A 22,026-nucleotide genomic window follows, 5' to 3' on the forward strand; every position below is an offset into this window, starting at 1 on the left:
GACGGGTCGCTCTCGGGTGTCAGCGAACCTCGCGCCAGGCCGCGAGCGCGGCTTCCCGCCCCTCTTTCAGCCCCACGATGGGTTCCGGGTACTCGTCGCTGCCCGCCTCGGGGACCCATCGCTGCACGTACGCCCCGTGCGGGTCGAAACGCTCGGCCTGGCGCTCCGGGTTGAAGACCCGGAAGTAGGGCGCGGCATCCACACCGGAGCCTGCGACCCACTGCCAGTTGAAGGGGTTGGAAGCCTGATCGGCGTCGACGAGCGTGTCCCAGAACCACTCCTCGCCGCGACGCCAGTCGGTGAGCAGGTGCTTGGTGAGGAACGAGGCGGTGACCATGCGGATGCGGTTGTGCATGCTGCCCGTGCGCCAGAGCTCGCGCATGCCGGCATCCACGATGGGGACCCCGGTGCTGCCGCGCTGCCAGGCGTCGAGCGCATCGCGGTCGAGCTCGGGCCACGGGAAGTCCTCGTAGGCGGCTCGCCAGGGCCGCGTGTGCAGCTCAGGGAAGCTGTAGAGCGTGTGCCAGGCGAACTCCCGCCAGAGCAGCTCGCGACGGAAGGTCGCCGCCCCCTCGCCCGTGCGGCCCTCGAGGGCGTGCCAGGCCTGGGCGGAGGAGATCTCGCCCCAGCGCAGGTGCGGGCTGAGCCGGCTCGTGCCCTCGAGGTCTGGCCGGTCGCGATCGGCCTTGTAGTCGCCGACGACCCCGTCGAGGAACGCCTCGAGACGCTCGTGGGCACCGTGCTCACCGGGGGTCCACTCCTCGCGGAGGCCCTCGGCCCAGTCAGGGCGTGTGGGGAGCAGCTCCCAGGAGTCGAGGGGGTCGGAGTCGAGCGAGCTCGCCTTCGAGCCGTGGGGCAGGGCGTCCGGGGCCTCGAGCGGCACGCGGGGCGGCTCGTGCTGGAAGCGGCTCTGGCAGGCGTTGGCGAAGGGCGTGTACACGCGGTAGGCCTCACCCTGGCCGGTCTGGATCTGCCAGGGCTCCGTGAGGAGCGACCCGGGGAGGCTATGCGCCTCGATCCCACCGTCGACGAGGCCCTGCTTGATGCGAGCGTCGATCTCGCGCTCTGCCCCGCCGTAGCGCCGGTTCCAGACGACGAGCTCGGCGCCCGCGTCCTCGGCGACTGCTGGCACGATCTCCTCGGCCTGGCCGCGGCGCAGCACGAGCGCCCCGCCGATCTCCTCGAGGCGCTCGCGCAGGGCGAGCAGGCTGTGGTGCAGCCACCACTTCGCGGCGCCCCCGAGCGCGCGCACGCCTGGGGATTCCTCGTCGAGCACGAACAGGGCGATGACGGGCCGACCGCGCTCGAGCGCGACGTGGAGGGCCGGGTGATCGTGGATGCGCAGGTCGTCACGGAACCAGACGAGCGTTGGGGAGGCCATGCGGCAAGGCTATTGGGCGAACCTCGTCCGCTGGCTGGACGTGAGGCTCGCCCGTGTCATCCCAGAGGAGCATGCGGCCGCGACCTGGGGTGGACGCGACCCAGCGGGGCGCGTCCGTAGCGTCGATGACATGAACACCACACCCCCACTTGTCGCGAGCGTCGTCGACGTTCGGAAGATCTACGGCACCCACGGCAGCGTCGCCGCCCTCGACGGCGTGAGCCTCGGCATCAGAAGCGGTGAGTTCACGGCCATCATGGGCCCGAGCGGCTCTGGCAAGTCGACGCTCATGCACGTCATGGCCGGCCTCGACGGTGCCTCGTCCGGGCGCGTGTTCCTCGGCGACACCGAGATCACGGGCATGAACGACGGCGAGCTGACGGTGCTGCGGCGCCGAGCGGTCGGCTTCATCTTCCAGGCCTTCAACCTCGTGCCCACACTGGATGTGCGCGGCAACATCATGCTGCCGTTCGACCTCGATGGCCGGACCGTCTCGCGCGACGAGGAAGCCTGGATCTCGCACCTCATCCAGACGCTCGGGCTCTCGCAGCGTCTCGCCCACCGCCCGTACGAGCTGTCCGGCGGGCAGCAGCAGCGGGTCGCCATCGCCCGGGCCCTCGCGACCCGGCCGAAGCTCATCTTCGCCGACGAGCCCACGGGAAACCTCGACTCCAAGACCGGCCGCGAGGTCCTCTCGCTGCTCTCGACGGCGAGCAGCCAGTACGGGCAGTCGATCGCCATGGTGACGCACGACCCGATCGCCGCGAGCCACGCCGACCGCGTCGTGTTCCTCGCCGACGGCAAGGTGGTCGCCGATCGTCCGCGCACGAGCGCCGCCGAGATCGCGAACCTCATGCTCTCCATGGAGACGGCAGCATGAGTGCCACGAGCACCGCACCTGCGGCGCAGGCCAGCAGCGCCGCCAAGGCGCAGCGCGCCCCCGAGTCCCAGCAGAGCAGCGGAGGTGCCGCCGTCGTGATCGTCTCCGCCCTCTCGGCGGCCTTCGGCACGGTGCTGATCATGATCGTCGCCGACCTGGCCGCCTACTTCGACGCGATGGGCCTCAGCGAGATCGGCGCCCTCGCCAGCGTGCTCGGCACGGTTGCCGCGCTGTTCTTCGCGATCGCGCTCTTCGTGGGCGCCGTCGTCACGTCGAACTCGGTCGCCACCGTCATCGCCGGACGCACCAAGGAGATCGCGCTGCTGCGCCTCATCGGCGCGTCCGGTCGGTCGCTGCGCCGGCGCACGGTCCGCGAAGGACTCGTCCAGGGTGCCTCGGGTGCCGTTGCCGGGGCCTCCCTCGGCGTCGGGCTGACGGCCCTCGGCGCGCAGCTGGCCATCACGAACGGTGCGCTCGACCCGTTCCCGTTCCCGATCGTGCACCCCGCGATCCTGGCGCCTGTCATCGCCGTCACGGCGGCGACCATCATCGCGTCCTGGGTCGGCTCGCGACGGGTGCTCACGGTCTCGCCGATCGCGGCGACCTCGTCCAGCGCAGAGCCCACCATGCAGGAGCTCCGCGCCGGTCGCGGGCGCAGCGTCACGGCGACGATCCTCATCGCCCTCGGCATCGCCATGCTCATCGGCGGCGTGTTCTTCGGCCTGCAGAGCCCGAGCGGCGTGCTCGTGAGCCTCGGCGGCGGCATGCTCTCGTTCGTCGGCGTCATCATCGGCGCTCCCGTCATCCTCCCGCCCCTCATGAGCCTCGTGGGGAGCGCCCTCGGTCGCGGCCCCGTGCCGCGCCTCGCCGCCGCCAACGCCGTGCGCAACCCCGCGCGAAGCAGCCGCGCCGTCATCGGCCTCGTGATCGGCATCACGCTCGTCACGATGTTCGCGGTCGCCAGCGAGACCTTCCGCGCCATCACCCTCCAGTTCGGGCAGATGGAGCCCGAGATGTACGCAGCCTTCGAGCAGGTCATCGACGTCACGACCGCCATCATGAGCGTCCTCCTCGGCTTCTCCGTGCTGCTCGCCGCCGTCGGCATGGTCAACACGCTGTCCCTGAGCGTCATGCAGCGGCGGCGGGAGCTCGGGCTGCTGCGAGCGCTCGGCTTCACCGTCGGCCAGGTGCGGCGGATGATCGTGACCGAGGCGGTCGCCATGATCGCCTCATCCGCGCTCTTCGGTCTGCTCCTCGGGGTGTTCTACGGGTGGGTCGGCGCCCAGGCCACCTTCGGGTCGCTCGTCGGCCAGCTCGTCCCGCCCAGCATCCCGTGGGTGACCGTCGCCGCCGTGCTCCTCGTGACGCTGCTCATCACCGTCGCCTCCTCGCTGCTGCCGGCTCGTCGAGCCACCCGAGTCTCGCCCGTCGCGGCGCTCGCCGTCGACTGAGGCGCTGGCGCCGGTTGCGAGTCGCCGCCGCCGGCGGTCTCCGCTGGTGCCCGGCCCCGTGCGCACGGCCGCCCGCCCCGCGTGCACGGCCGCCCGCCCGCAGAGTTGTGGCCCGGTGCTGCTCCCGAGATCGGGAGCAGCACCGGGCCACACTTCTGCGCTCAGGCAGGCTCAGGCAGGCTCGGGAGCGTGCCGACGCTACGGCAGCGTGTGGCCGGCCGCAGTGAAGATGCGGTAGTACTCCTCGCGCGTCAGGTGCACGTCAGAGCCCGCGGCCGACTCGGCGACGCGCGACGGGGTCGTCGTGCCGAGCACCACCTGGATGTTCGCGGGGTGACGCGTGATCCAGGCCGTCGCGATCCCCATGGGCGTGACGCCGTACTTGTCGGCAAGCGCCTCCAGCACGTCGTTGAGCTCGGCGAAGTGCTCGCGGTCGCCGAGGAAGACGCCATCGAAGAACCCCTTCTGGAACGGCGACCACGCCTGCAGGGTGATGCCGTTGAGGCGCGCGTAGTCCAGCATGCCGTTGTCGCGGTCGATGGACTGGTCGAGGCCGACCATGTTGGCCGCGATCCCCGACGCAATGATCGGAGCGTGGGTGATGCTGAGCTGCACCTGGTTGATGATGAGGGGCTGCGCGACCACCGACTTCAGCAGCTCGACCTGACCGGGCGTGTGGTTGGAGACGCCGAAGTGGCGGACCTTGCCGCGGCTGTGGAGCTCGTTGAACGCCGTCGCCACCTCCTCCGGCTCGACGAGGGTGTCGGGACGGTGCAGCAGGAGCACGTCGAGGTACTCGGTGCCGAGGGCCTCGAGTGACTCGTCGACCGTGCGAAGGATGTGCTCGGCCGAGAAGTCGAAGTAGCCCTCGCGGATGCCCACCTTCGACTGGATGAGCACCTGCTCGCGCTCGGCAGGGGACAGGCGGATGGCCTCGCCGAAGCGACGCTCGCAGGCGTGCCGCTCGCCGCCGTAGATGTCGGCGTGGTCGAGGACGTTGACGCCAGCGTCGAGGGCCGTGCCGACGAGGGTGCGCAGCTGCTCGTCGTCGAGGTCCATGATGCGCATGAGACCGAGGACGATGCTCGAGGCACGCACGTCGGTCTGGGGGAGAGTGAAGGTCTTCATGCTGGCATCATCTCAAGCCACCTCCCGCCGAACCTGGTCGTCGCGGAGCGTCACAGTCGTTCCCCTTTGGGCCGCACGCGCCTACCCTTTCGGCACAGCATCCGCTGCCACCCCGGGGCTGGCTTCGCTTGAAGCCGTCGCCGAGGTCACCCCCGGAAGACGGAGCATCATGTCGGCACAGACTCGCATCGACCCACGCGGGCCGCGGTTCGGGGCAGCGATCACGGCTGTCCTGCTCCTCGTCACCGTCTTCCTCGGCCTCGTCGCCCCGGCGGCGGAAACGCTGGCGGGCAGGCTCGTGCAGCCCGGCTTCCTCCTCCTTGCCGCCCTGACGGCGCTCTTCGCGTGGGGCGCGTTCGCGGGCATCCAGCGGCACCCCTACGGGCGATTCTTCGCCGCGGTGATCCGTCCGCGGCTCGCGCCACCCGCCGAGACGGAGGAGGCGGCGCCGCCGACGTTCGCTCAGGGAGTCGGGTTCGCGGTGACCCTCATCGGCGTCGTGCTGCACGTGCTCGGTGTTCCGCTCGCCGTGCCTGTGGCCGCGGGGGCGGCCTTCATCGCGGCCTTCCTGAACGCCGCCTTCGGCTACTGCCTCGGCTGCCAGCTGTACGTCGTGCTCCTTCGGGTCGGCGTCATCCGCCCGCGCGGCGTGCAGGCCTGAGGGAGTCGCCCGTGGATGCTTCGCTCGCCGTCATGGTGCTCGTGGGACTCGTCGTCGTCGCCAGCGTGATCGGCGTCGTCCTGCAGCGGACGAACGGTCGCCTGAAGGCCTCGCGTGACCCAGCCGGTGCAGCAGCGGAGGCTACGGACCTGCACCTCCTCGGGGCCGGCGTCGAGCCGGGGGACAGCGCCACGATCATCCTCTTCTCCACGGAGTTCTGCGCGAGGTGCCCCGCCACGAAGCGGATGCTCGACCAGCTCGCCTCGACGGCCCCCGGCGTCGTCGTGGCCGAGGTCGACCTCACCGACCGTCAGGACCTGGCCAGGAGCTACGACGTGCGGCAGACGCCGACCGTGCTGGTGCTCGACGCCGACGGCAAGCGGGTCGCACGCATCGGCGGCCCTCCGAGACGAGCTGAGCTCGAGGCGCAGCTCCTGCAGCTCAGCTCGTGACGCGAACGCCCGCGGACCTGACCTCCGAACCCCCGAGTATGGGAGGCTGAGCGCGTGGACGGATCAGTGGTGTTGCTCGTGATCATGGCGCTTGTGCTCATCGTCGCCGTCGTCGGGTGGGTCGCGCGACGAGGGGTGAGCCGCTTCGACGGCGAAGGCGAGCCCGAGCCCGAGCAGTCCGAGATCGACCTCGAGCTCCTGCCCGAGGACGTGCTGCCCGGCCGCCGCGCGACGATCGTGCTCTTCACCGCCCCCGACAGCGCGGAGTGCGCCGCCACGAGGTGGATGCTGCAGGACGTCGCGGCGACCTCGGCGGGGGTTGTGCTCGCGGAAGTCGACACGAGCATCCGGCCCGAACTCGTGCTGCCCTACGACATCGTGGTGACCCCCACGGTGCTGCTCCTCGACGCCGACGGGAACCGCGCCGGTCGCTTCGACGGGTCCCCGCTGCGTGAGTCGGTCGAGGCGCAGCTCATCGAGCTCAGCGTGCGCTGACGGCGGTCTTGGTGGCAACCCGCGCCGGCACCGGCGCCGTCAGGTGTTGAACGGCCAGAAGTCGAAGCTCGCCGAATGCGCGAGCGCGTCTCTGAGCAGGAAGAAGCCGACGATGGCGATGATCCAGGCTGTGTTCTCCGCGGCGTTGCGGCTCAGCCAGTCGGCGAGCCGACGCAGGCGCGGCTCGACCGCGCGTCGAGCGGCGACGCGGCCGAGGAGCAGCAGCAGCGCCGGCGCGACCATGACCACGCAGTAGGCGGCGAGGAGCGGAGCCGAACCGGCGATGCCGAGCCCCGAGCCCGTGAGGAGGCCGACCGCCGCCAGGTACGGGATCATCGTCGCGAGCTCGATGAGCCCCGCCGCCAGCGCGAGCGCGATGACGGTCACGGGTGGGCCATCTCCGAGGGCGCGGTCGCGCCAGCGGGAGAGCCTGCCCTTGGCGGGCTTCGCCGGCTCCCCGGGGCGTGCCGGCAGCGCTCTCCCGTCCTGGGCGGCCCCGGCCCCGGCCGCGACCCGGTCCCGCTTCTTGGTCGGCATGCAGATGCCCACAACAAGCAGTCCGCCGCCGACCACCAGCTGAACGGCGTAGGCCGCAGGGGTCTCGAGCACGGCAGCCGCGTTCTCCAGGAAGGCGGATGCGCCGGCCGTGAGGGCGAGCCCGACGAGGAAGTAGAAGCCGGCGATCGTCCCCAGGTAGGTGAGGATGCGTCCGAAGCGGACGCGGCCGGTCGCGAGCAGGAAGAAGATCGGGATGAGGAGCGTGCCCGCGCTCAGGCTGTCGACGAGCGCGAGACCGAGGAGCGAGAGCAGGAGTTCAGTGGACATGCCGCAACCCTCCTGCGCGCCGGCTCCCGGCCGCATCCGCTGAAAGATGCCAGCCGCGGTGCTCGCGTACATCGTTCGGGTGACCGCGCGTTGGCGTCCGTGTGCTGGGATGGTGCCATGACCGAACCGCAGAGCGCCGTCGCGCCGGGAACCCGGCACCTCCGCGCCGGTTGGCGGCCCGACGAGGACGCGACGACCACGCTCTTCGCGATCGCGGCTGCCGTCCTGCTGGCGCTCTTCGACTCGCCCCAGCACATCGCGCTGAGCCTCGGTGCGGTTGCGCTCGGCGGGCTGGCGCTCACTCAGAAGCGGCGCTTCCCCGTGCTGGTGCTGCTCATCTGCGTGACCATTTCGGTGTCCGCCTTCGTGCTCGTCGGCGTCATCGGCGGGGCCGTTCTGGTGCTGGATGCCCTCTATATCGTCGGCCGGTACAGCCCGCCGGCGGCGCTGCGAGCGGTGCAGGTGCTCGTCGCGGTGGCCGTGGTGGCGGCTTTCGCCGTGCCCGTGCTGCTTGGCGAGGCGCTGCGACAGGGCGTGTTCTTCGGACTGCAGGCCCTCGCGATCTTCGGCACGCCGCTCTGGTGGGCGAGTTCGGTGCGTCAGAGCGCGGAACTCGCGCGAGTGCAGGAAGCGCGCGCGGACGACGCCGAGCGTCTGCTCGTGCTGGAGCGGGAGGAGGCGGTGCGCGACGAGCGGGAGCGCATGGCCCGCGACCTCCATGACGTTGTAGCGGCCAACCTCTCGGCGATCGCCATCACCTCGGAGGCGGCCCTCGCGGGGTCCGGGGTTCGAGGCCGGGAGGCGGGGGCGCTGCAGGCGATCCGCGACTCGGCCCTCGACGGGCTCGACGAGATGCGGTCGATGATCCTCATCCTCCGAAGCGGTGCCGGCGACGGGGAGGTCGCGGCGCCGCCGAGGCTGGCTCAGGTCGCGGAGCTCTTGGCCTCGGCGGAGTCGGTCGAGGCGAGGATCGTCGGGGAGGTGCCGAGTGCATCTGCCGCCACCGAGCAGGCCCTCGCCCGTGTGGTGGCCGAGGCCGTCTCGAACGCCGGGCGGCACTCGCCGGGTGCGGTCGTCGAGGTGCGCTTCGAGGAGCGGGCGGACTGGCTCTCCGTCGTCGTGACCTCGACGGGCGGCACCCGGATGGAGGCAGCGCCGGGCACCGGCAACGGGCTCGGTCTCATCCGCGAGCGGGCGGAGCGCCTCGGCGGCCACCTCGAAGCTGGGCCGACGGCAGAGGGCGCTGGGTGGCGAGTCGCAGCGACGGTGCCGCGCACCGCGGGCTCGAGGGCGCAGACCACTGAACGACCCGAGGGGAGCGCATCGTGACCGAGGAGATCGACGGCCCCATCCGTGTGCTCGTCGCCGACGACCACGCCGCGGTCCGGGCCGGGCTGCGGCTGCTGCTCGAGGCCCACGGCGTCGAGGTCGTGGGCGAGGCCGGCGACGGGGCCGCGGCGATCAGGAACGCGCGCGCCCTGCGACCCGACGTCGTGCTCATGGACGTCCGCATGCCGGGGACCGACGGCATCGAGGCCACGCGAGCCATCGTCGCCGACTCGCTCGCGCAGGTGCTGGTGCTCACCACCTTCGACCTCGACGAGTACGTGTTCGGCGCCGTCCGGGCAGGGGCCGCTGGTTTCCTGCTGAAGACGACGTCGGGGCCGGCCCTCCAGGCCGCAGTCGAGGCGGTGGCTCGGGGCGAGGGAGCCCTGTCGCCGGAGGTGACACGGCGTCTCCTCGATCGCTTCGCGCAGACAGCTGACGGCGCTCCGACGCCGAGTCCGGAGGTGCCCGGGCTCGCCGAGCTCACGGCGCGAGAGCGGGAGGTGCTCTCCGCACTGGGCGAGGGGCTGTCGAACTCCGGCATCGGCCAGCGGATGCACATCAGCGCCTCCACGGCGAAGACCCACGTCTCGCGGGTGCTCGCGAAGCTCGGCGTCGTGTCCAGGATGGAGGCCGCCGTGCTCGCGCGTCGGGCCGGCCTCAGCGACTGACGCGCGCCCGCATCCGCGAGACGCGGCTCACCTGGCGACGTCGAAGGACTTCTCCGTCATGGCATTCGAGAAGGCCTCGTGCTCGACGCGCGGAGCTCTCGCAGTGCGCGCGGCGCCCGGCTAGGGTTTTTCCGTGACGACTGAACGGGTGCGGTGGGGAATTCTCGGGGCTGGCAACATCGCGAGGACCTTCGTGGGCGACCTCGTGGCGCAGGGCCTTGAGGTGGCGGCGGTCGCTTCTCGGGAGGCGACGCGCGCCGCCGAGTTCGCCGCCGAGCTGTCGATTCCGACCTCCTACGGCAACTATGAGGCCCTGGTCGCCGACCCGGGCGTCGACGTCATCTACATCGCGACGCCGCAGGCGTTCCACGCCGAGCAGGCGCTGCTCGCGATCGACGGCGGGAAGCCGGTGCTCGTGGAGAAGTCGTTCACGAACGACGCCCCCGAAGCCGAGCGGGTCGTCGCGGCGGCCCGCGCCAAGGGCGTGTTCGCGATGGAGGCCATGTGGACGCGCTTCCTGCCGACGGCCGACGCGATCGGCGACGTCCTCGAGCGCGGCTCGATCGGCGAGCTCGTGAGCGTGTCGAGCTCGCACTTCCAGAACCTCGACGTGGCTCCGACGAGCCGCCACGGGAACCCACAGCTCGGCGGCGGCGTCATGGCCGACCTCGGCGTCTACGGCATCTCGTTCGCCTCGAGGTACCTCGGCGAGCCCACCTCGATGCTCGTCGACGGCGAGGCCTCGGAGCTCGGGGTCGACCTCTCGGCCTCCGTGCTCCTGCGTCATGGTGCCGGCCGCACCTCGGCGACCCTCACGCGCATGGATGCGCCCGGCTCGAACCGCGCGGCCATCGTCGGCTCGGACGGCTGGATCGACATCGACTCGGTCTTCTACGCGTCGACCTCGTTCACGGTCTACGACGGCGGCCGAGGGCAGCGCGAGGTCCTCCGCTTCGACAAGCCGCAGCACGTGGGTCGCGGCATGCAGTTCCAGGCGCTCGAGGTCGAACGGTGCCTCAGCGCCGGCGAGCTCGAGAGCCCGCGCATGCCGCTCGACGAGTCGATCGCCATCATGAGAACGCTCGACGAGGTGCGGGCGCGCATCGCGGCCGCTCGTTCCAGCTCGGTCTCGCGCTAGGAGCTCGACCAGACCCCGAGCTCGTTGCCCGCAGGGTCGGTGAAGTGGAAGCGGCGGCCACCGGGGAACTCGTAGGGCCCGCTCACGACCTCGCCGCCGGCCGCGCGCACCTGCGCGACGCTCGCCTCGAGGTCGTCGGAGTAGAGCAGCACGAGCGCCCCGCCTGGAGTGACCTGGGGGTCGAGTCGGAAGCCGCCCACCTCGTCGGTCGCGTCACCGCCGGGTCGCCGGATGCCGACGTAGTTGGGGCCGGGGCCGTAGTCGTTGAAGCTCCACCCGAAGGCATCGCCGTAGAACTGCTTGGCCACGGCGAGGTCGGTGACTCCGAACTCGAGGTAGTCGATGGAATGGTGGGCGCGGGCTGCTGGTTCCGTCATGCGAACCAGTCTGCCCGCAGCCACCGACATTTCACCGTCGCCTGGCAGGAGATCAGCTTGCCGCCGCGAGCTCCGCGAGCACCTCGCCAGCTGCGATGGGGCTCCCCGCCTCGGTGCGCTGGCGGAGGACGCCAGCGGCCGTGACCTGAACGGGCGTCTCCATCTTCATGGCCTCGACGACGGCGACGGCGGTCCCCGCCTCGACCTCGGCGCCGTCCTCCACGAGCCAGCGCAGGAGCGTGCCCGCCATGGGGGCCGTGACCGACGAGCCGGACTCGCTGCCAGCATCCGCTGCCCCTGCAGAACCTGCCGCACCGGCAGGCGACGCCGCGGCAGCCGAGCCGCCAGCGGCGAAGAGCGCCGTGGGGAGCCGGAGGGCGACGCGGCGGCCGTCGAGCTCGACCCACGTCGAGACCACGGAGGGGTCGCTCGGCTCGACGGCGAGCGCCTGCTCGGGGACCCGCTCGGCGAAGGTCGTCTCGATCCACTGCGTGTGCACGCCGAAGCCGGGAACGCCGTCGGCACTCTCGCCGCCGATGAAGTCCGGGTCCTCGAGCACCGCACGGTGGAAGGGCAGCACCGTCGGCACGCCTTCGACCTCGAACTCGGCGAGGGCGCGGCGCGCGCGGCGCAGCGCCTCCTCGCGGGTCGCGCCGGTGACGATGAGCTTCGCGAGCATGGAGTCGAACTGGCCGGAGACCACGGAGCCGGTCTCGACCCCCGAGTCGACGCGAACGCCCGGTCCGGACGGTGCGCGGAACAGCGAGATGGTGCCCGGCCCCGGGAGGAAGCCGCGCGCCGGATCCTCGGCGTTGATGCGGAACTCGAGCGAGTGCCCGCGGGGCGTGAACTCGGCTGCGTCGAGCGCGAGCCCGTCGGCGATGCGGAGCTGCTCGACGACGAGGTCGACACCAGCGGTCTCCTCGGTGACGGGGTGCTCGACCTGCAGGCGCGTGTTGACTTCGAGGAACGAGATGACGCCGTTCGCGTCGAGGAGGAACTCGACGGTGCCAGCGCTGCGGTAGCCGGCGGCCGCGCAGATGTCGCGGGCCGAGGTGTGGATGCGCTCCCGCTGCTCCGCGGTCAGGAAGGGGGCAGGTGCCTCCTCGACGAGCTTCTGGTTGCGGCGCTGCAGCGAGCAGTCGCGGGTGCCGACGACGACGACGTTGCCGTGCTCATCGGCGAGCACCTGCGCCTCGATGTGGCGCGGCGACTCGAGGAACTGCTCGACGAAGCACTCGCCCCGGCCGAAGGCGGCGACGGCTTCTCGCCCGGCGGCGGCGAAGAGCTCCTCGACTTCGTCGAGGCGGCGCGCGACGCGGAGGCCGCGGCCACCGCCCCCGAACGCGGCCTTGATCGCGATGGGGAGGCCGTGCTCCTCCGCGAAGGCGCTCGCCTCTGCGGGGGAGTCGACGGGGCCGCTGGTTCCGGCGACGAGTGGCGCGCCGACCTGCTCGGCGAGGCGGCGGGCCGAGATCTTGTCGCCGAGCAGTTCGATCGCCTCGGGTGACGGGCCGATCCAGACGAGCCCCGCCCCCTCGACGGCACGCGCGAACTCGGCGTTCTCGGAGAGGAAGCCGTAGCCCGGGTGCACGGCGTCGGCGCCCGTCGACGTCGCGGCAGCAAGCAGCTTCTCGGCATCGAGGTAGGTCTCCTTCGACGTCGCGCCCTCGAGCGGCACCGCCTCGCCGGCGAGGCGCACGTGGAGCGCATCGGCGTCGCCGTCGGCGTACACGGCGACGGAGGCGACCCCGTAGTCGGCGCAGGCGCGGGCGACGCGCACGGCGATCTCGCCGCGGTTCGCGATGAGGACCTTGGTGATGCGGGTCATCGGAGTTCTCCTGGAGTCTGGGTGCGTGGGGTGTGGGTGCGTGGTGCCACGATGCGGAATCGCACGGCGGCGCCGACGGGCAGCTGGCCCGCGAGGGGCAGGTCATCGGTGATGACGGCCCCGAGCACGGGGTAGCCGCCGGTGAGGGGGTGGTCGGCGAGGAAGAGCACCGGCTGCCCGTTCGGGGGCATCTGGATCGCCCCGCTGACGCAGCCCTCGCTGGGCAGCTCGCCGCTCTTCGCTCGGGTGAGGGCGTCGCCGTCGAGTCGCACGCCGACCCGGTTCGATTGTGGCGTCACGTGCCAGTCCTGGCTCGTGAAACGCTCGATCTCCTCGGCCGAGAACCAGTCGTCGCGGGGGCCGAGCACGATGCGCAGCTCGACGGTGTCACCGCCGGCCCGGGGAAGCTCCCGCGGCTGGGCATCCGCGACGGGGCTCGCAGCGACGAGGGTGGCGTGCGGCGCGAGGACGCCGAGCACGTCTCCGGCTTGCAGGGCGTCGGGGCCGAGCCCCGCGAGGAGGTCGGTCGCGAGGCTCTCGAGCACCGGGGGCGCGTCGAACCCGCCGCGCACCGCGAGGTAGCTGCGTACTCCGGCGGCAGGGGAGCCGAGCTGCAGCTCGTCGCCGTCGTCCAGCGCGAACGCCGCTCCGAACGGGGCGGTGCGGGGAAGGGCGCCGGACACGGTCAGGGGCACGTCGGCGCCCGTCACTGCGACGACCTGCGGGCCGCGTGCCCGCAGCACGAGGCCGCCGTAGGCGACCTCGAGGGTGGCGGTTGCCGCGGTGTTGCCGACGAGGCGGTTCGCCTGGCGGTGGGCTGGCGCATCCAGTGCCCCTGAGGCGGAGACGCCCATGCTGGCATAGCCGTCGCGTCCGAGGTCCTGGAACAGGGTCTGCAGGCCGGGGGAGAGCACCTCGAGGGCGGACCCGCGGTCGGCGTTGCCCCTGGGACGCTCGGATTCAGCTTCCCGGGGCGCGTTCGCCCTGGCAGCGCTCAGGGTCGAGCGCGCCCGCTCGGTCGCGGCGGCGACGCTGAACGTGACGAGGTCTCCCGGCGCCATGAACGCGGCCGGGTCGCGGTCGAGGTCCCACATGGGCACCTCGGTCGTGCCGATGAGCTGCCACCCGCCGGGGCTCTCGCGCGGGTAGACGCCGCTGTACGTGCCTGCCAGCGCGACGGAACCCGCGGGGATGCGCGTGCGGGGCGTCGACCGGCGCGGCACGTCGAGCACGGGGTCGTCGCCGGTCAGGTACGCGAAGCCGGGAGCGAAGCCCACGAACCCGACCGTGAAGGTCGAGCTCGTGTGGCGGCGCACGACTTCGTCGGCGGAGATGCCGAGGAGCTCGGCGACCTCCGCGAGGTCCTCACCGTCGTACCGCGTCGGGATCTCGAGGCGCCTCGGCTCTCCCGTGCGCACGCCGCTGAGGTCGGCTGCCGCCGCGGCGGCCTCGATCTCCTCGGCGGTGACCCGGGCTGGCCGGAACGGGACGAGCAGGGTGCGCGCACCCGGCACCATCTCGCCGACACCGGGGATGCGCAGTGCGGTCAGGGCGTCGAAGAGCGCGATCGTCTCGTCGAGGCTGCTGCACTCGATGAGGACCGCGTCGTCGCGGGCGGTGAGGACTCTCATGGGGTCAGGCCAGCTTTCCGGCGGCTGCCGGGGCGGCTGCGAACGGGCGCAGCTCCACGCCGGCCTCCGTGAGCGCGAGCCGCACCTGCCTCGCCATGTCGGTGGCCCCAGGGCTGTCGCCGTGCACGCAGATCGAGTCGGCCCGCAGCTCGAGCGTGCTGCCGTCGATCGCCTCCAGCAGGCCCTCGGTCGCGAGGCGCACCATGCGCTTCGCGACCTCGTCGACGTCGTGCAGCACGGCGCCGGGCTCCCGACGGGAGACGAGCGTGCCCTGCGGCGTGTAGGCGCGGTCGGCGAAGGCCTCGATCGCGGTGGGGATGCCCGCCTCGGTGGCGAGGCGGAGCACGGCCGAGCCCGGCATGCCGAGGAGCACGAGGCTCGGGTCGACGAGGCGCACGGCCTCGACGACGTCCGCCGCTTGCCGCTCGTCGTGCACGATCGTGTTGTAGAGAGCCCCGTGCGGCTTGACGTAGCTCACGCTGGTCCCCTCGGCGGCAGCAAGTGCCTGCAGGGCGCCGATCTGGTAGACCACATCGGCGACGAGGTCGTCGGAGGCGACGTCGATGTTGCGGCGCCCGAAGCCGGCCAGGTCGCGGTAGCCGACGTGCGCGCCGATCGCGACCCCCGCATCCGCCGCCCCCTTGACGGTGGCGCGGATGGCGCGCGGGTCGCCGGCGTGGAAGCCGCAGGCGACGTTCGCGCTCGTGACGATGCCGAGCATCTCCTGGTCGTCGCCGAGTGTCCAGCGGCCGAAGCCCTCGCCGAGGTCGCTGTTGAGGTCGATGGAGCGTGCGTTCATGTGGTCAGCCTTTCGCTCGGGATACGGATCAGGTGTTGAGGAGGTCGAAGATCGGTCCGACCGCGTTGACGGCCATGTACCAGGTGATGAGCGTCGCGAGCGTGCCGACGATGAGCAGCCACTTCGGGTACTTCGCGCCGCCCAGCTTCGACGGGCGGAACCAGCCGATGTACATGAACAGGGTGAGGCCGATCGGCAGGATGAGGCCGTTGAAGCCGCCGACGAACACGAGGAGCGTCGCGGGCGGGGTGCCGATCGACAGGTAGATGGCCAGCGAGAAGAGGATGAAGCCGACGGTCCAGAAGTCGGCGGTGCGGCCCGCGATGCGCTTCGAGAAGACCGGGAGGAACGACACCGAGGTGTAGGCGGCGCCGATGATGCTCGTGAGGGCGGCGAGCCAGAAGATGGCGCCGAAGATACGGAAGCCGGCCTCGCCGGCTGCTGCCTGGAAGGCGTCTGCTGCCGGGTTGAGGGTCGTGTCGAGCACGACGCCGCTCGCGACGACGCCGAGGATGGCGAGGAACAGCACGTAGCGCATGATGCCCGTGATGAGGATGCCGGTCACGGCCGCGCGGTTGACTTCCTTGATGTGCTCAGGTCCGGCGTTGCCGGAGTCGAGCAGCTTGTGCGCCCCCGAGTAGACGATGTACCCGCCGACGGTGCCGCCGACGATCGTCGTGATGGTCGCGAAGTTGATGGTGTCGGGGAGGACGGTCTGGCGGAGTGCGTCGCCGATGGGCGGCTGCGCGACGATGGCGACGATGACGGTGAGCAGGATCATCGCGACGCCGGCCACGATGACGACCCGGTCCATGACGATGCCGGCGCGCTTGATGAGGAAGATGGCGATCGCGATGGCGGCGCTGATGACGGCGCCGACCTTGACGTCGAGGCCGAGCAGCACGTTCAGGCCGAGCCCGGCGCCGCCGATGTTGCCGATGTTGAAGACGAGGCCGCCGATGACGATGAGCACGGCGAGCACATAGCCGCTGCCGGGGAGGGCGTCGTTGGCGAGGGCGCTCGCGCGCTTCCCGGAGAGCGTGATCATGCGCCAGATGTTGAGCTGGACGGCGAGGTCGATGAGTACCGAGATGAGGATGCCGAAGGCGAACGCGGCGCCGAGCTGCTGGGTGAAGGTCGCCGTCTGGGTGATGAAGCCGGGGCCGATGGCCGAGGTGGCCATGAGGAAGAGCGCGCCGACCAGCGAGGTGCGACGGGCTTTGGCGTACTGCTTGAGCTTCTCGGGGGTGCTCGCCTCGTCGGCGGCAGAAGAGCCGGACGCTGGGGACGCCGGGGAAGCGGGAGGAGGTGTGGAGGTCATGACTCGTTCCAGTTCGGTAGGGGAGCAGCGAGTGATTGCGGCAACCCTACGGTTGTTCAACGCTGAGCAACAGATTGTTCAACGATAGACGCGTAAATGTCTTGTTACAAGATGTATCGGGCATATTTCGTGCAACGGGTCGCCGCAGAGCGCCGCCGGTAGAGTGCGAAGCGTGAACGCAGCCGACGAGACCCTCGACAGGGCGGAACGGGCGGCCTCGAGCCTCCGCCAGATGATCGTCACGGGCGAGATCGTCCCAGGGCAGCGCCTCTCGGAGAGCGCCATGACCGAGCGACTCGACGTCTCGCGCAACACCCTCCGCGAGGCCTTCCGCATGCTCACGGCGGAGCGGCTGCTCACCCGGCGCCCCAACGCGGGCGTCTTCGTGGCCATCCCCTCGCTGGCCTCGATCCTCGACATCTACCGGGTCCGGCGCATGATCGAGGTGCAGGCCCTGCGCGCCGCCCCGGGGCGGCACCCGGCCGGGACGCGGATGCGCGAGGCCGTCGAGCACGCCATCCGAGGGCGAGAGGCCGGCGACTGGGCGGCGGTCGGCACCGCCAATATGGCGTTCCACACGGCGATCGTCGCGCTCGCGGACAGCGAGCGCCTCGACCGCGTCTACGCGAACGTCTCGGCGGAGCTGCGGCTCGCGTTCGGCTTCCTCGAGGACCTCGAGTACCTGCACGCGCCCTACATCGAGCTCAATCAGCGCGTGCTTGAGCTCCACCTCGCCGGCGATACGGACGAGGCGGCGGCGGCGCTCGACGAGTACCTCGTGCGCTCCGAGCGCACCGTGCTCGCCGCCTACGCGCGCATCGCCCCGGCGCCGACGCTCTGACCTAGCGCCCTGACCCCACGCCCTGCACCGACGCCCGACTCGTCGCCTCGAGTCGCACCCAACCCCAAGGAGCCCGCCGTGTCCCTCACCGCTCTGGTCGTCCGCCACGTCGTCTTCGAGGACCTCGGGCTGCTTCGTGACGTGCTCACGGAGCGCGGCTACGACATCCGCTACCTCGAGGCCGGGCAGGACGAGATCACTGCCCAGCTGCTCGTCGACGCCGACCTCGTCGTGGTGCTCGGCGGGCCGATCGGGGTGGGGGATGCGGAGCGGTACCCGTTCCTGACCCCCGAGATCACCGCCATCAGGGCTCGCGTCGAAAGAGACCGGCCCACGCTGGGCGTCTGCCTCGGGGCCCAGCTCATGGCGGCAGCCATGGGCGCGGCGGTCGCGCCGACGGGGCGAGTCGAGATCGGCTTCTCTCCGCTCACGCTGACCCCGGATGGGGCAGCTTCGGTGCTGGGCGGCCTCGCCGACGTGCCGGTGCTGCACTGGCACGGCGACCAGTTCGAGATCCCCGCCGGAGCCGAGCGACTCGCCGAGACCCCCGGTTTCCCGAACCAGGCGTTCGCTGCGGGCCGGAACCTTCTCGGACTGCAGTTCCACCTCGAGGTCGACCCGCGGATGGTCGAGACCTGGCTCATCGCGAACGCCTACGAGCTGGCCATCCACGAGCTCGACCCGCGGGCGATCCGCGCGGATGCGCTCGCGTTCGCCCCACGCCTCACGGCCGCCGCGCGGACCGTCGTCGGTGGCTGGATCGACGCGCTCGATCCCCTCGACGCCAGCGTGACCGAATCCGGCGGGAACGACGCCAGCGGGAACTAGGCCGGGGAGCCCGTGCCCTCCCGTGCGCTCTCCGTCGAGCGAGGGTGGGGCATCCCGCGCGGCACGACGAGCGGCCCGCCCGTGATGGGGTCCTCGATGACGACGTTCGGCAGGCCGTAGATCTCCTCGACCCGTTCGCTCGTCACGACGTCGCGGGGTGTGCCGGAGGCGAGGATGCGCCCGTCGCGCATCGCGATGATGTGATCGGCGTAGCGCGCGGCGTGGTTGAGGTCGTGCAGCACGGCGACGATCGTGCGGCCCTGCCGGTTGAGGTGCGCGAAGAGCTCCATGAGCTCGACCTGGTGCGCGATGTCGAGGAACGTCGTCGGCTCGTCGAGCAGGAGGAGCTCGGTCTCCTGCGCGAGGACCATCGCGACCCAGACCCGCTGGCGCTGGCCGCCGGAGAGCTCGTCGACCCGTCTCGACGCCAACGGCAGGGTGCCTGTCGCGTCGAGGGCGTCGCGGACCGCTCGCTCGTCGGACTCGGACCATTGGCGCAGGAGACGCTGGTGCGCGAATCTGCCGCGGCCGACGAGGTCGGCGACGGTGATGCCATCCGGGGCCAGGGCCGACTGCGGCAGCAGGCCGAGGCGGCGGGCGACGTCCTTCGCCCGCATGCTCGTGATGGCCTTCCCGTCCAGCACGACCCGGCCGGCGTCCGGCGCGAGCAGGCGGGACAGGCCGCGGAGCAGTGTGGACTTGCCGCACGCGTTCGGGCCGATGATGACGGTGAAGGAGCCGTCGGGGATCTCGGCGCTCAGGTGCTCGATGATCGGTCTGCCGTCGTAGCCGAGGGTGATGTCCTCGGCGCTGAGACGCGACGAGGCGGGGAGCGTGGCGCGCTCTCGGTGCGTGCGGGCGGTGGGTGGTGGCTGGTGCTCAGGCACGGCGGCGGATCTCCTGGACGATGGTGAGTACGAGGTAGAGGCCGCCGACTGAGACCGTCACGACCCCAACCGGCAGTGTGACGGGAAGGACGTGCTGGGCGATGAGGTCGGAGGCCAGGAGGAGCAGGGCCCCGACCAGCGCTGCGAGCGGCAGCGACAGGTACGGGGTGCGCGCGATGCGGCGCGCGATCTGGGGAGCCGCCAGGGCGATGAAGGCGACGGGGCCGATGACGGCGGTCGAGATCGACACGAGGCCGACCGCGGCGAGCAGGACAAGCGCGCGGACGAGCTGCGGCCTGGCGCCGGTCGCGGCGGCCACGTCGTCACCGAGGTCGAGCTGACGCAGCTGCGGGGCGAGGAAGAGCAGCACGGCGAACAGCGGGATGCCGCAGGCGATCGCGCCGGCGAGGGGCGGGCCGGTCACGCCGTTGAGGGTGCCGGCGCCCCACGCGGAGGCGAACATGGCGGTCTCGAGCTCGACTTCGAGCAGCATCCACGTGTTCGCGGAGGCGAGCATGGCCGAGACGCCGATGCCGATCACGATGAGGCGGAACCCCTGCGCGCCACCGCGATGCGCGAACGCCCAGATCACGAGGGCCGTGAGGAGGCCGCCGATCACCGCGCCGGCGGTCATGAGCGGCCAGGATGCGGAGAACACGACGACGCTCACGAGCATGCCCGTGAAGGCGCCGTTGGAGAGGCCGAGGATGTCGGGGCTGGCGAGCGGGTTCCTCGTGACCGTCTGGAAGAGGGCGCCGGCGACGGCGAGGAAGGCTCCGAGGGTGATGGCCGCGATGACCCGAGCGAGTCGCCACTCGTAGACGACGGTGCGGTCGAGTGCGTCGCCGCCGCCGAGCAGGGCGCGGACGACGGCATCGGGGCTGAGCGGATACGTGCCGAGCCCCAGGCCCAGGATTCCGAGGACCAGCACGGCCGCGGCCACGGCCGCACCGACGATCGCGCTGCGCAGGCGGACGGAGACGGCGATGGGGCCGGCCCCGAGGCGGAGCTGCCGGTAGCCGAGGTCGACGGACTCGAGGCGGTCCTCGGTGGGGGTCGGGGTGTGGGGCGCTGTCATGAGAGGGTGCTCGCCTTCCGCTGTCTGGCGAGGGCGATCAGGATCGGGGCTCCGACGAACGCCGTGACGATCCCGACGGGGATCTCAGCGGGCGCGATGAGGACGCGGCCGAGCACGTCCGAGAGGAGCACGATGACGGGGGCGAGGATCACGGAGATGACGAGGATGACCCGCTGGTCGACGCCGAACAGCCACCGTGCGACGTGCGGCACCATGAGGCCGATGAACGAGATGGGGCCGGCCAGTGCGGTCGCGGTCCCCGCGAGCACGGTGACGGCGAGGATGACGCCGACTCGGATCGCGCCGACGTTGGCGCCCTGGGAGCGGGCAACGTCCTCCCCGAGGGCGAGGGCGTTGAGGCCGGGGGCGAGCAGGAGGGCCCCGAGCACTGCGAGCGCGATGAAGGGGAGCACGGGCAGCAGGACGTCGAAGCCGCGGCCGAGCAGCGAGCCGGCGTTCCAGGACCGCATCCGCTCGAAGGCGTCCGGGTTGCTGAGGGTCATGCCGGTGGTCATCCCCGAGAACACGGCGCCGAGGGCCACCCCGGCCAGGGTGAGGCGGATGGGGTCGGCGGGGCCCCGGCCGGAGGAGCCGATGAGGTACACGGCGACGGTCACGATGAGGGCGCCGAGGAACCCCAGCCACACGAACGACGAGATGTCTCGCAGCCCGAGGAACGCCACTCCGATGGCGATCGCGAATGCGGCCCCGGCGTTGACGCCGAGGATGCCGGGGTCGGCGAGCGGGTTGCGGGTGAAGGCCTGGATGAGGGATCCGGCGACGCCGAGGGCGATGCCGACGACGATGCCCGTGACCGTGCGCGGCACCCGGAGCTCGGCGACGACGTAGCGCGCTTCGGAGGAGCCGCCGCCCCGCAGCACGTCGAGCACGACGTGCGGCGCGAGCGCGTTGGAGCCGAGCATGAGGGAGAGCGCCGCTGCGGTCACGAGCAGGCCGAGGAGCACGAGGGCGCCGGTGGTTGCGCGCGCTCGTGGCCCCGCCCTGAGTCGAGCCGGGGTGCGATCGGTGTGGAGGAGCGTCACCGTTGGGTTTCGAGGAAGCGCTCGATGTCGTCGAGCACGAGCGCGCCGCCCTTGGGGCCGACGCCGGACACCCAGTAGCTGGTGTCGACGAGGGTCACCGAGGGGAACTCGGCGGCGTTCTGGGTGATCGCGGCGGGGATGGTGGATGCGTCGTCGACGTCGGCGGTCGTCACGAACACGTAGTCGGCCTTGGCGTCGAGGATGTTCTCGGGGGAGAGGTCGGCTTGGAGTCCGTCCTCCCATTCCTGCTCGGGGATGGTGAGGCCGGCGCATTCGAGCGCGCCGCCGGCGAACGAGGTCGGGCCGTAGAGGCTGAGCGTCGTCTCGTCACGAGGGCGGATGAGGTTGGCGGTCTTGCCGTCGACGCCGAACTCGGTCTTGATCTCCTCGCAGCGGTCGTTGAAGCCGGTCAGCAGCTCCTGTGCCTCGTCCTGCTGCCCGAGGGCTTCGCCGATGAGGAGGACGTTCTCCTGCCACGGGTCGGCCTGGCTTGCCATGAAGACGGTGGGGGCGATGGCTCCGAGCTGCTCGTAGAGCTTCGAATGCCGCGACTCCGTGCCGAGGATCAGGTCGGGCTTGAGGGCGGCGATGGCCTCGAGGTCGGGCTCCGGCACCGTACCGACGGGCTCGACGCCGTCGACGCCCAGGTACTCGGGCACGCCGGCGACGTTGCTCGCGACTGCTGCCCCCACTGGGGTGACGCCGAGGGCCACGGCAGTGTCGAGCTCGACGGGTTCGAGGACGACGACGCGCTGGGGGTCGTTCGGGACCTCAGCCGTGCCTCGGGCGTGCTCGACGGAGCGGGTCCCGGATGCGCTGCCCTCCGCGTCTCCCGCGGTCGGGGCGTCCGCGGCTCCGGCCGAGCATCCGGCGAGCAGCAGGCCCGTGAGGGCTGCGGAGGCGATGAGCGTTGCGGCTCTGCGTGTGGTGCGTGTGGTGCGTGTGTGCATGGTGAACGACTTCCGTGGGGTGGGATTGGGAG

The 22,026-nt window shown here is 71.6% G+C and carries 22 protein-coding genes; 10 read left to right on the plus strand and 12 right to left on the minus strand.

Annotated elements, in window-relative coordinates; genetic code table 11:
• Nucleotides 1-19: 19 nt before the first annotated feature.
• Nucleotides 20-1,381 (minus strand): cryptochrome/photolyase family protein, encoded by a 1,362-nt coding sequence (locus ITJ61_RS00980; protein WP_194685230.1) that lies wholly within the window; start codon nucleotides 1,379-1,381, stop codon nucleotides 20-22.
• A 130-nt stretch (nucleotides 1,382-1,511) separates the two neighbouring features.
• Between ITJ61_RS00980 and ITJ61_RS00985 the strand changes: the two genes are divergently transcribed.
• On the plus strand, nucleotides 1,512-2,261 hold the full coding sequence (locus tag ITJ61_RS00985) for an ABC transporter ATP-binding protein (RefSeq protein WP_104241985.1): 750 nt from the start codon (nucleotides 1,512-1,514) through the stop codon (nucleotides 2,259-2,261).
• Entirely contained in the window at nucleotides 2,258-3,712 is a 1,455-nt protein-coding gene (locus tag ITJ61_RS00990; protein ID WP_228496542.1) for an ABC transporter permease, read from the plus strand. The genes ITJ61_RS00985 and ITJ61_RS00990 overlap by 4 nt, the downstream gene beginning before the upstream one ends.
• Nucleotides 3,713-3,910: 198 nt before the next feature.
• Here ITJ61_RS00990 and ITJ61_RS00995 read toward each other — a convergent pair whose 3' ends face one another.
• Nucleotides 3,911-4,840, minus strand: a complete 930-nt coding sequence (locus ITJ61_RS00995) for an aldo/keto reductase (protein ID WP_104241021.1) — start codon at nucleotides 4,838-4,840, stop codon at nucleotides 3,911-3,913.
• A 169-nt stretch (nucleotides 4,841-5,009) separates the two neighbouring features.
• Between ITJ61_RS00995 and ITJ61_RS01000 the strand changes: the two genes are divergently transcribed.
• Genes ITJ61_RS01000 through ITJ61_RS01010 form a run of 3 tightly spaced genes read left to right on the plus strand, consistent with a single transcriptional unit; the run spans nucleotide 5,010 to nucleotide 6,448 of the window.
• Nucleotides 5,010-5,501: a DUF4395 domain-containing protein gene (locus ITJ61_RS01000; protein ID WP_104306501.1), complete on the plus strand. Its 492-nt coding sequence runs from the start codon at nucleotides 5,010-5,012 to the stop codon at nucleotides 5,499-5,501.
• 11 nt (nucleotides 5,502-5,512) lie between these two features.
• Nucleotides 5,513-5,953, plus strand: coding sequence for a thioredoxin family protein (locus tag ITJ61_RS01005; RefSeq protein ID WP_104306502.1), 441 nt, complete (start codon nucleotides 5,513-5,515; stop codon nucleotides 5,951-5,953).
• 54 nt (nucleotides 5,954-6,007) lie between these two features.
• Entirely contained in the window at nucleotides 6,008-6,448 is a 441-nt protein-coding gene (locus ITJ61_RS01010; RefSeq protein WP_146080186.1) for a thioredoxin family protein, read from the plus strand.
• Nucleotides 6,449-6,487: 39 nt separating this feature from the next.
• On the opposite strand, the gene ITJ61_RS01015 is transcribed toward ITJ61_RS01010, so the two are convergent.
• Nucleotides 6,488-7,273 (minus strand): GAP family protein, encoded by a 786-nt coding sequence (locus ITJ61_RS01015; RefSeq protein ID WP_104306503.1) that lies wholly within the window; start codon nucleotides 7,271-7,273, stop codon nucleotides 6,488-6,490.
• A gap of 117 nt (nucleotides 7,274-7,390) precedes the next feature.
• Between ITJ61_RS01015 and ITJ61_RS01020 the strand changes: the two genes are divergently transcribed.
• From ITJ61_RS01020 to ITJ61_RS01030, 3 genes are all read left to right on the plus strand, one after another.
• Complete coding sequence (locus ITJ61_RS01020; RefSeq protein WP_194685231.1) at nucleotides 7,391-8,602, plus strand: sensor histidine kinase; 1,212 nt, start codon at nucleotides 7,391-7,393, stop codon at nucleotides 8,600-8,602.
• Entirely contained in the window at nucleotides 8,599-9,270 is a 672-nt protein-coding gene (locus ITJ61_RS01025) for a response regulator transcription factor (RefSeq protein ID WP_323744276.1), read from the plus strand. Before ITJ61_RS01020 ends, ITJ61_RS01025 begins: the two co-directional genes overlap by 4 nt.
• A 133-nt stretch (nucleotides 9,271-9,403) precedes the next feature.
• Complete coding sequence (locus tag ITJ61_RS01030) at nucleotides 9,404-10,408, plus strand: Gfo/Idh/MocA family protein (protein WP_194685232.1); 1,005 nt, start codon at nucleotides 9,404-9,406, stop codon at nucleotides 10,406-10,408.
• On the opposite strand, the gene ITJ61_RS01035 is transcribed toward ITJ61_RS01030, so the two are convergent.
• From ITJ61_RS01035 to ITJ61_RS01055, 5 genes are read right to left on the minus strand one after another with little or no spacing between them, the layout of a single operon-like run.
• The gene (locus ITJ61_RS01035; protein ID WP_104241028.1) at nucleotides 10,405-10,785 is read right to left on the minus strand and encodes a VOC family protein; all 381 of its coding nucleotides are present in this window, start codon (nucleotides 10,783-10,785) and stop codon (nucleotides 10,405-10,407) included. The two genes, ITJ61_RS01030 and ITJ61_RS01035, sit on opposite strands and share 4 nt — an antisense overlap.
• 52 nt (nucleotides 10,786-10,837) lie before the next feature.
• A complete protein-coding gene (locus tag ITJ61_RS01040) occupies nucleotides 10,838-12,616 on the minus strand; it encodes an acetyl/propionyl/methylcrotonyl-CoA carboxylase subunit alpha (protein WP_228496544.1) in 1,779 nt (592 codons plus the stop codon).
• Nucleotides 12,613-14,247, minus strand: coding sequence for a 5-oxoprolinase/urea amidolyase family protein (locus tag ITJ61_RS01045; RefSeq protein ID WP_104341164.1), 1,635 nt, complete (start codon nucleotides 14,245-14,247; stop codon nucleotides 12,613-12,615). Before ITJ61_RS01045 ends, ITJ61_RS01040 begins: the two co-directional genes overlap by 4 nt.
• A 4-nt stretch (nucleotides 14,248-14,251) precedes the next feature.
• On the minus strand, nucleotides 14,252-15,046 hold the full coding sequence (locus tag ITJ61_RS01050) for a LamB/YcsF family protein (RefSeq protein WP_104341163.1): 795 nt from the start codon (nucleotides 15,044-15,046) through the stop codon (nucleotides 14,252-14,254).
• Between the two features lie 28 nt (nucleotides 15,047-15,074).
• Entirely contained in the window at nucleotides 15,075-16,367 is a 1,293-nt protein-coding gene (locus tag ITJ61_RS01055) for an NRAMP family divalent metal transporter (RefSeq protein ID WP_194685233.1), read from the minus strand.
• A 172-nt stretch (nucleotides 16,368-16,539) separates the two neighbouring features.
• Here ITJ61_RS01055 and ITJ61_RS01060 point away from each other — a divergent pair, with 172 nt between their 5' ends.
• Nucleotides 16,540-17,208: a GntR family transcriptional regulator gene (locus ITJ61_RS01060; RefSeq protein WP_194685234.1), complete on the plus strand. Its 669-nt coding sequence runs from the start codon at nucleotides 16,540-16,542 to the stop codon at nucleotides 17,206-17,208.
• A gap of 78 nt (nucleotides 17,209-17,286) precedes the next feature.
• The gene (locus ITJ61_RS01065; RefSeq protein ID WP_194685235.1) at nucleotides 17,287-18,036 is read left to right on the plus strand and encodes a glutamine amidotransferase; all 750 of its coding nucleotides are present in this window, start codon (nucleotides 17,287-17,289) and stop codon (nucleotides 18,034-18,036) included.
• Here ITJ61_RS01065 and ITJ61_RS01070 read toward each other — a convergent pair.
• The 4 genes from ITJ61_RS01070 to ITJ61_RS01085 are packed head-to-tail and all read right to left on the minus strand — an operon-like array spanning nucleotide 18,033 to nucleotide 21,994.
• Nucleotides 18,033-18,923: an ABC transporter ATP-binding protein gene (locus ITJ61_RS01070; protein ID WP_194685236.1), complete on the minus strand. Its 891-nt coding sequence runs from the start codon at nucleotides 18,921-18,923 to the stop codon at nucleotides 18,033-18,035. The genes ITJ61_RS01065 and ITJ61_RS01070 overlap by 4 nt on opposite strands.
• On the minus strand, nucleotides 18,916-20,001 hold the full coding sequence (locus ITJ61_RS01075) for a FecCD family ABC transporter permease (protein ID WP_194685237.1): 1,086 nt from the start codon (nucleotides 19,999-20,001) through the stop codon (nucleotides 18,916-18,918). Before ITJ61_RS01075 ends, ITJ61_RS01070 begins: the two co-directional genes overlap by 8 nt.
• The gene (locus ITJ61_RS01080) at nucleotides 19,998-21,044 is read right to left on the minus strand and encodes a FecCD family ABC transporter permease (protein ID WP_323744277.1); all 1,047 of its coding nucleotides are present in this window, start codon (nucleotides 21,042-21,044) and stop codon (nucleotides 19,998-20,000) included. Before ITJ61_RS01080 ends, ITJ61_RS01075 begins: the two co-directional genes overlap by 4 nt.
• On the minus strand, nucleotides 21,041-21,994 hold the full coding sequence (locus tag ITJ61_RS01085; RefSeq protein ID WP_194685238.1) for an ABC transporter substrate-binding protein: 954 nt from the start codon (nucleotides 21,992-21,994) through the stop codon (nucleotides 21,041-21,043). The genes ITJ61_RS01080 and ITJ61_RS01085 overlap by 4 nt, the downstream gene beginning before the upstream one ends.
• Between the last annotated feature and the right edge of the window lie 32 nt (nucleotides 21,995-22,026).

The sequence above is a fragment of the Pseudoclavibacter sp. VKM Ac-2888 genome (genome assembly GCF_015351285.1).
Classification (GTDB): Bacteria; Actinomycetota; Actinomycetes; order Actinomycetales; family Microbacteriaceae; genus Pseudoclavibacter.

What these genes read in the sequence shown, in the direction of transcription:
- ITJ61_RS00980 (WP_194685230.1), bottom strand. Translation starts at nt 1,381, where the DNA reads ATGGCCTCCCCAACGCTCGTCTGGTTCCGTGACGACCTGCGCATCCAC.
- ITJ61_RS00985 (WP_104241985.1), top strand. Translation starts at nt 1,512, where the DNA reads ATGAACACCACACCCCCACTTGTCGCGAGCGTCGTCGACGTTCGGAAG.
- ITJ61_RS00990 (WP_228496542.1), top strand. Translation starts at nt 2,258, where the DNA reads ATGAGTGCCACGAGCACCGCACCTGCGGCGCAGGCCAGCAGCGCCGCC.
- ITJ61_RS00995 (WP_104241021.1), bottom strand. Translation starts at nt 4,840, where the DNA reads ATGAAGACCTTCACTCTCCCCCAGACCGACGTGCGTGCCTCGAGCATC.
- ITJ61_RS01000 (WP_104306501.1), top strand. Translation starts at nt 5,010, where the DNA reads ATGTCGGCACAGACTCGCATCGACCCACGCGGGCCGCGGTTCGGGGCA.
- ITJ61_RS01015 (WP_104306503.1), bottom strand. Translation starts at nt 7,273, where the DNA reads ATGTCCACTGAACTCCTGCTCTCGCTCCTCGGTCTCGCGCTCGTCGAC.
- ITJ61_RS01020 (WP_194685231.1), top strand. Translation starts at nt 7,391, where the DNA reads ATGACCGAACCGCAGAGCGCCGTCGCGCCGGGAACCCGGCACCTCCGC.
- ITJ61_RS01035 (WP_104241028.1), bottom strand. Translation starts at nt 10,785, where the DNA reads ATGACGGAACCAGCAGCCCGCGCCCACCATTCCATCGACTACCTCGAG.
- ITJ61_RS01040 (WP_228496544.1), bottom strand. Translation starts at nt 12,616, where the DNA reads ATGACCCGCATCACCAAGGTCCTCATCGCGAACCGCGGCGAGATCGCC.
- ITJ61_RS01045 (WP_104341164.1), bottom strand. Translation starts at nt 14,247, where the DNA reads ATGAGAGTCCTCACCGCCCGCGACGACGCGGTCCTCATCGAGTGCAGC.
- ITJ61_RS01050 (WP_104341163.1), bottom strand. Translation starts at nt 15,046, where the DNA reads ATGAACGCACGCTCCATCGACCTCAACAGCGACCTCGGCGAGGGCTTC.
- ITJ61_RS01055 (WP_194685233.1), bottom strand. Translation starts at nt 16,367, where the DNA reads ATGACCTCCACACCTCCTCCCGCTTCCCCGGCGTCCCCAGCGTCCGGC.
- ITJ61_RS01075 (WP_194685237.1), bottom strand. Translation starts at nt 20,001, where the DNA reads ATGACAGCGCCCCACACCCCGACCCCCACCGAGGACCGCCTCGAGTCC.
- ITJ61_RS01085 (WP_194685238.1), bottom strand. Translation starts at nt 21,994, where the DNA reads ATGCACACACGCACCACACGCACCACACGCAGAGCCGCAACGCTCATC.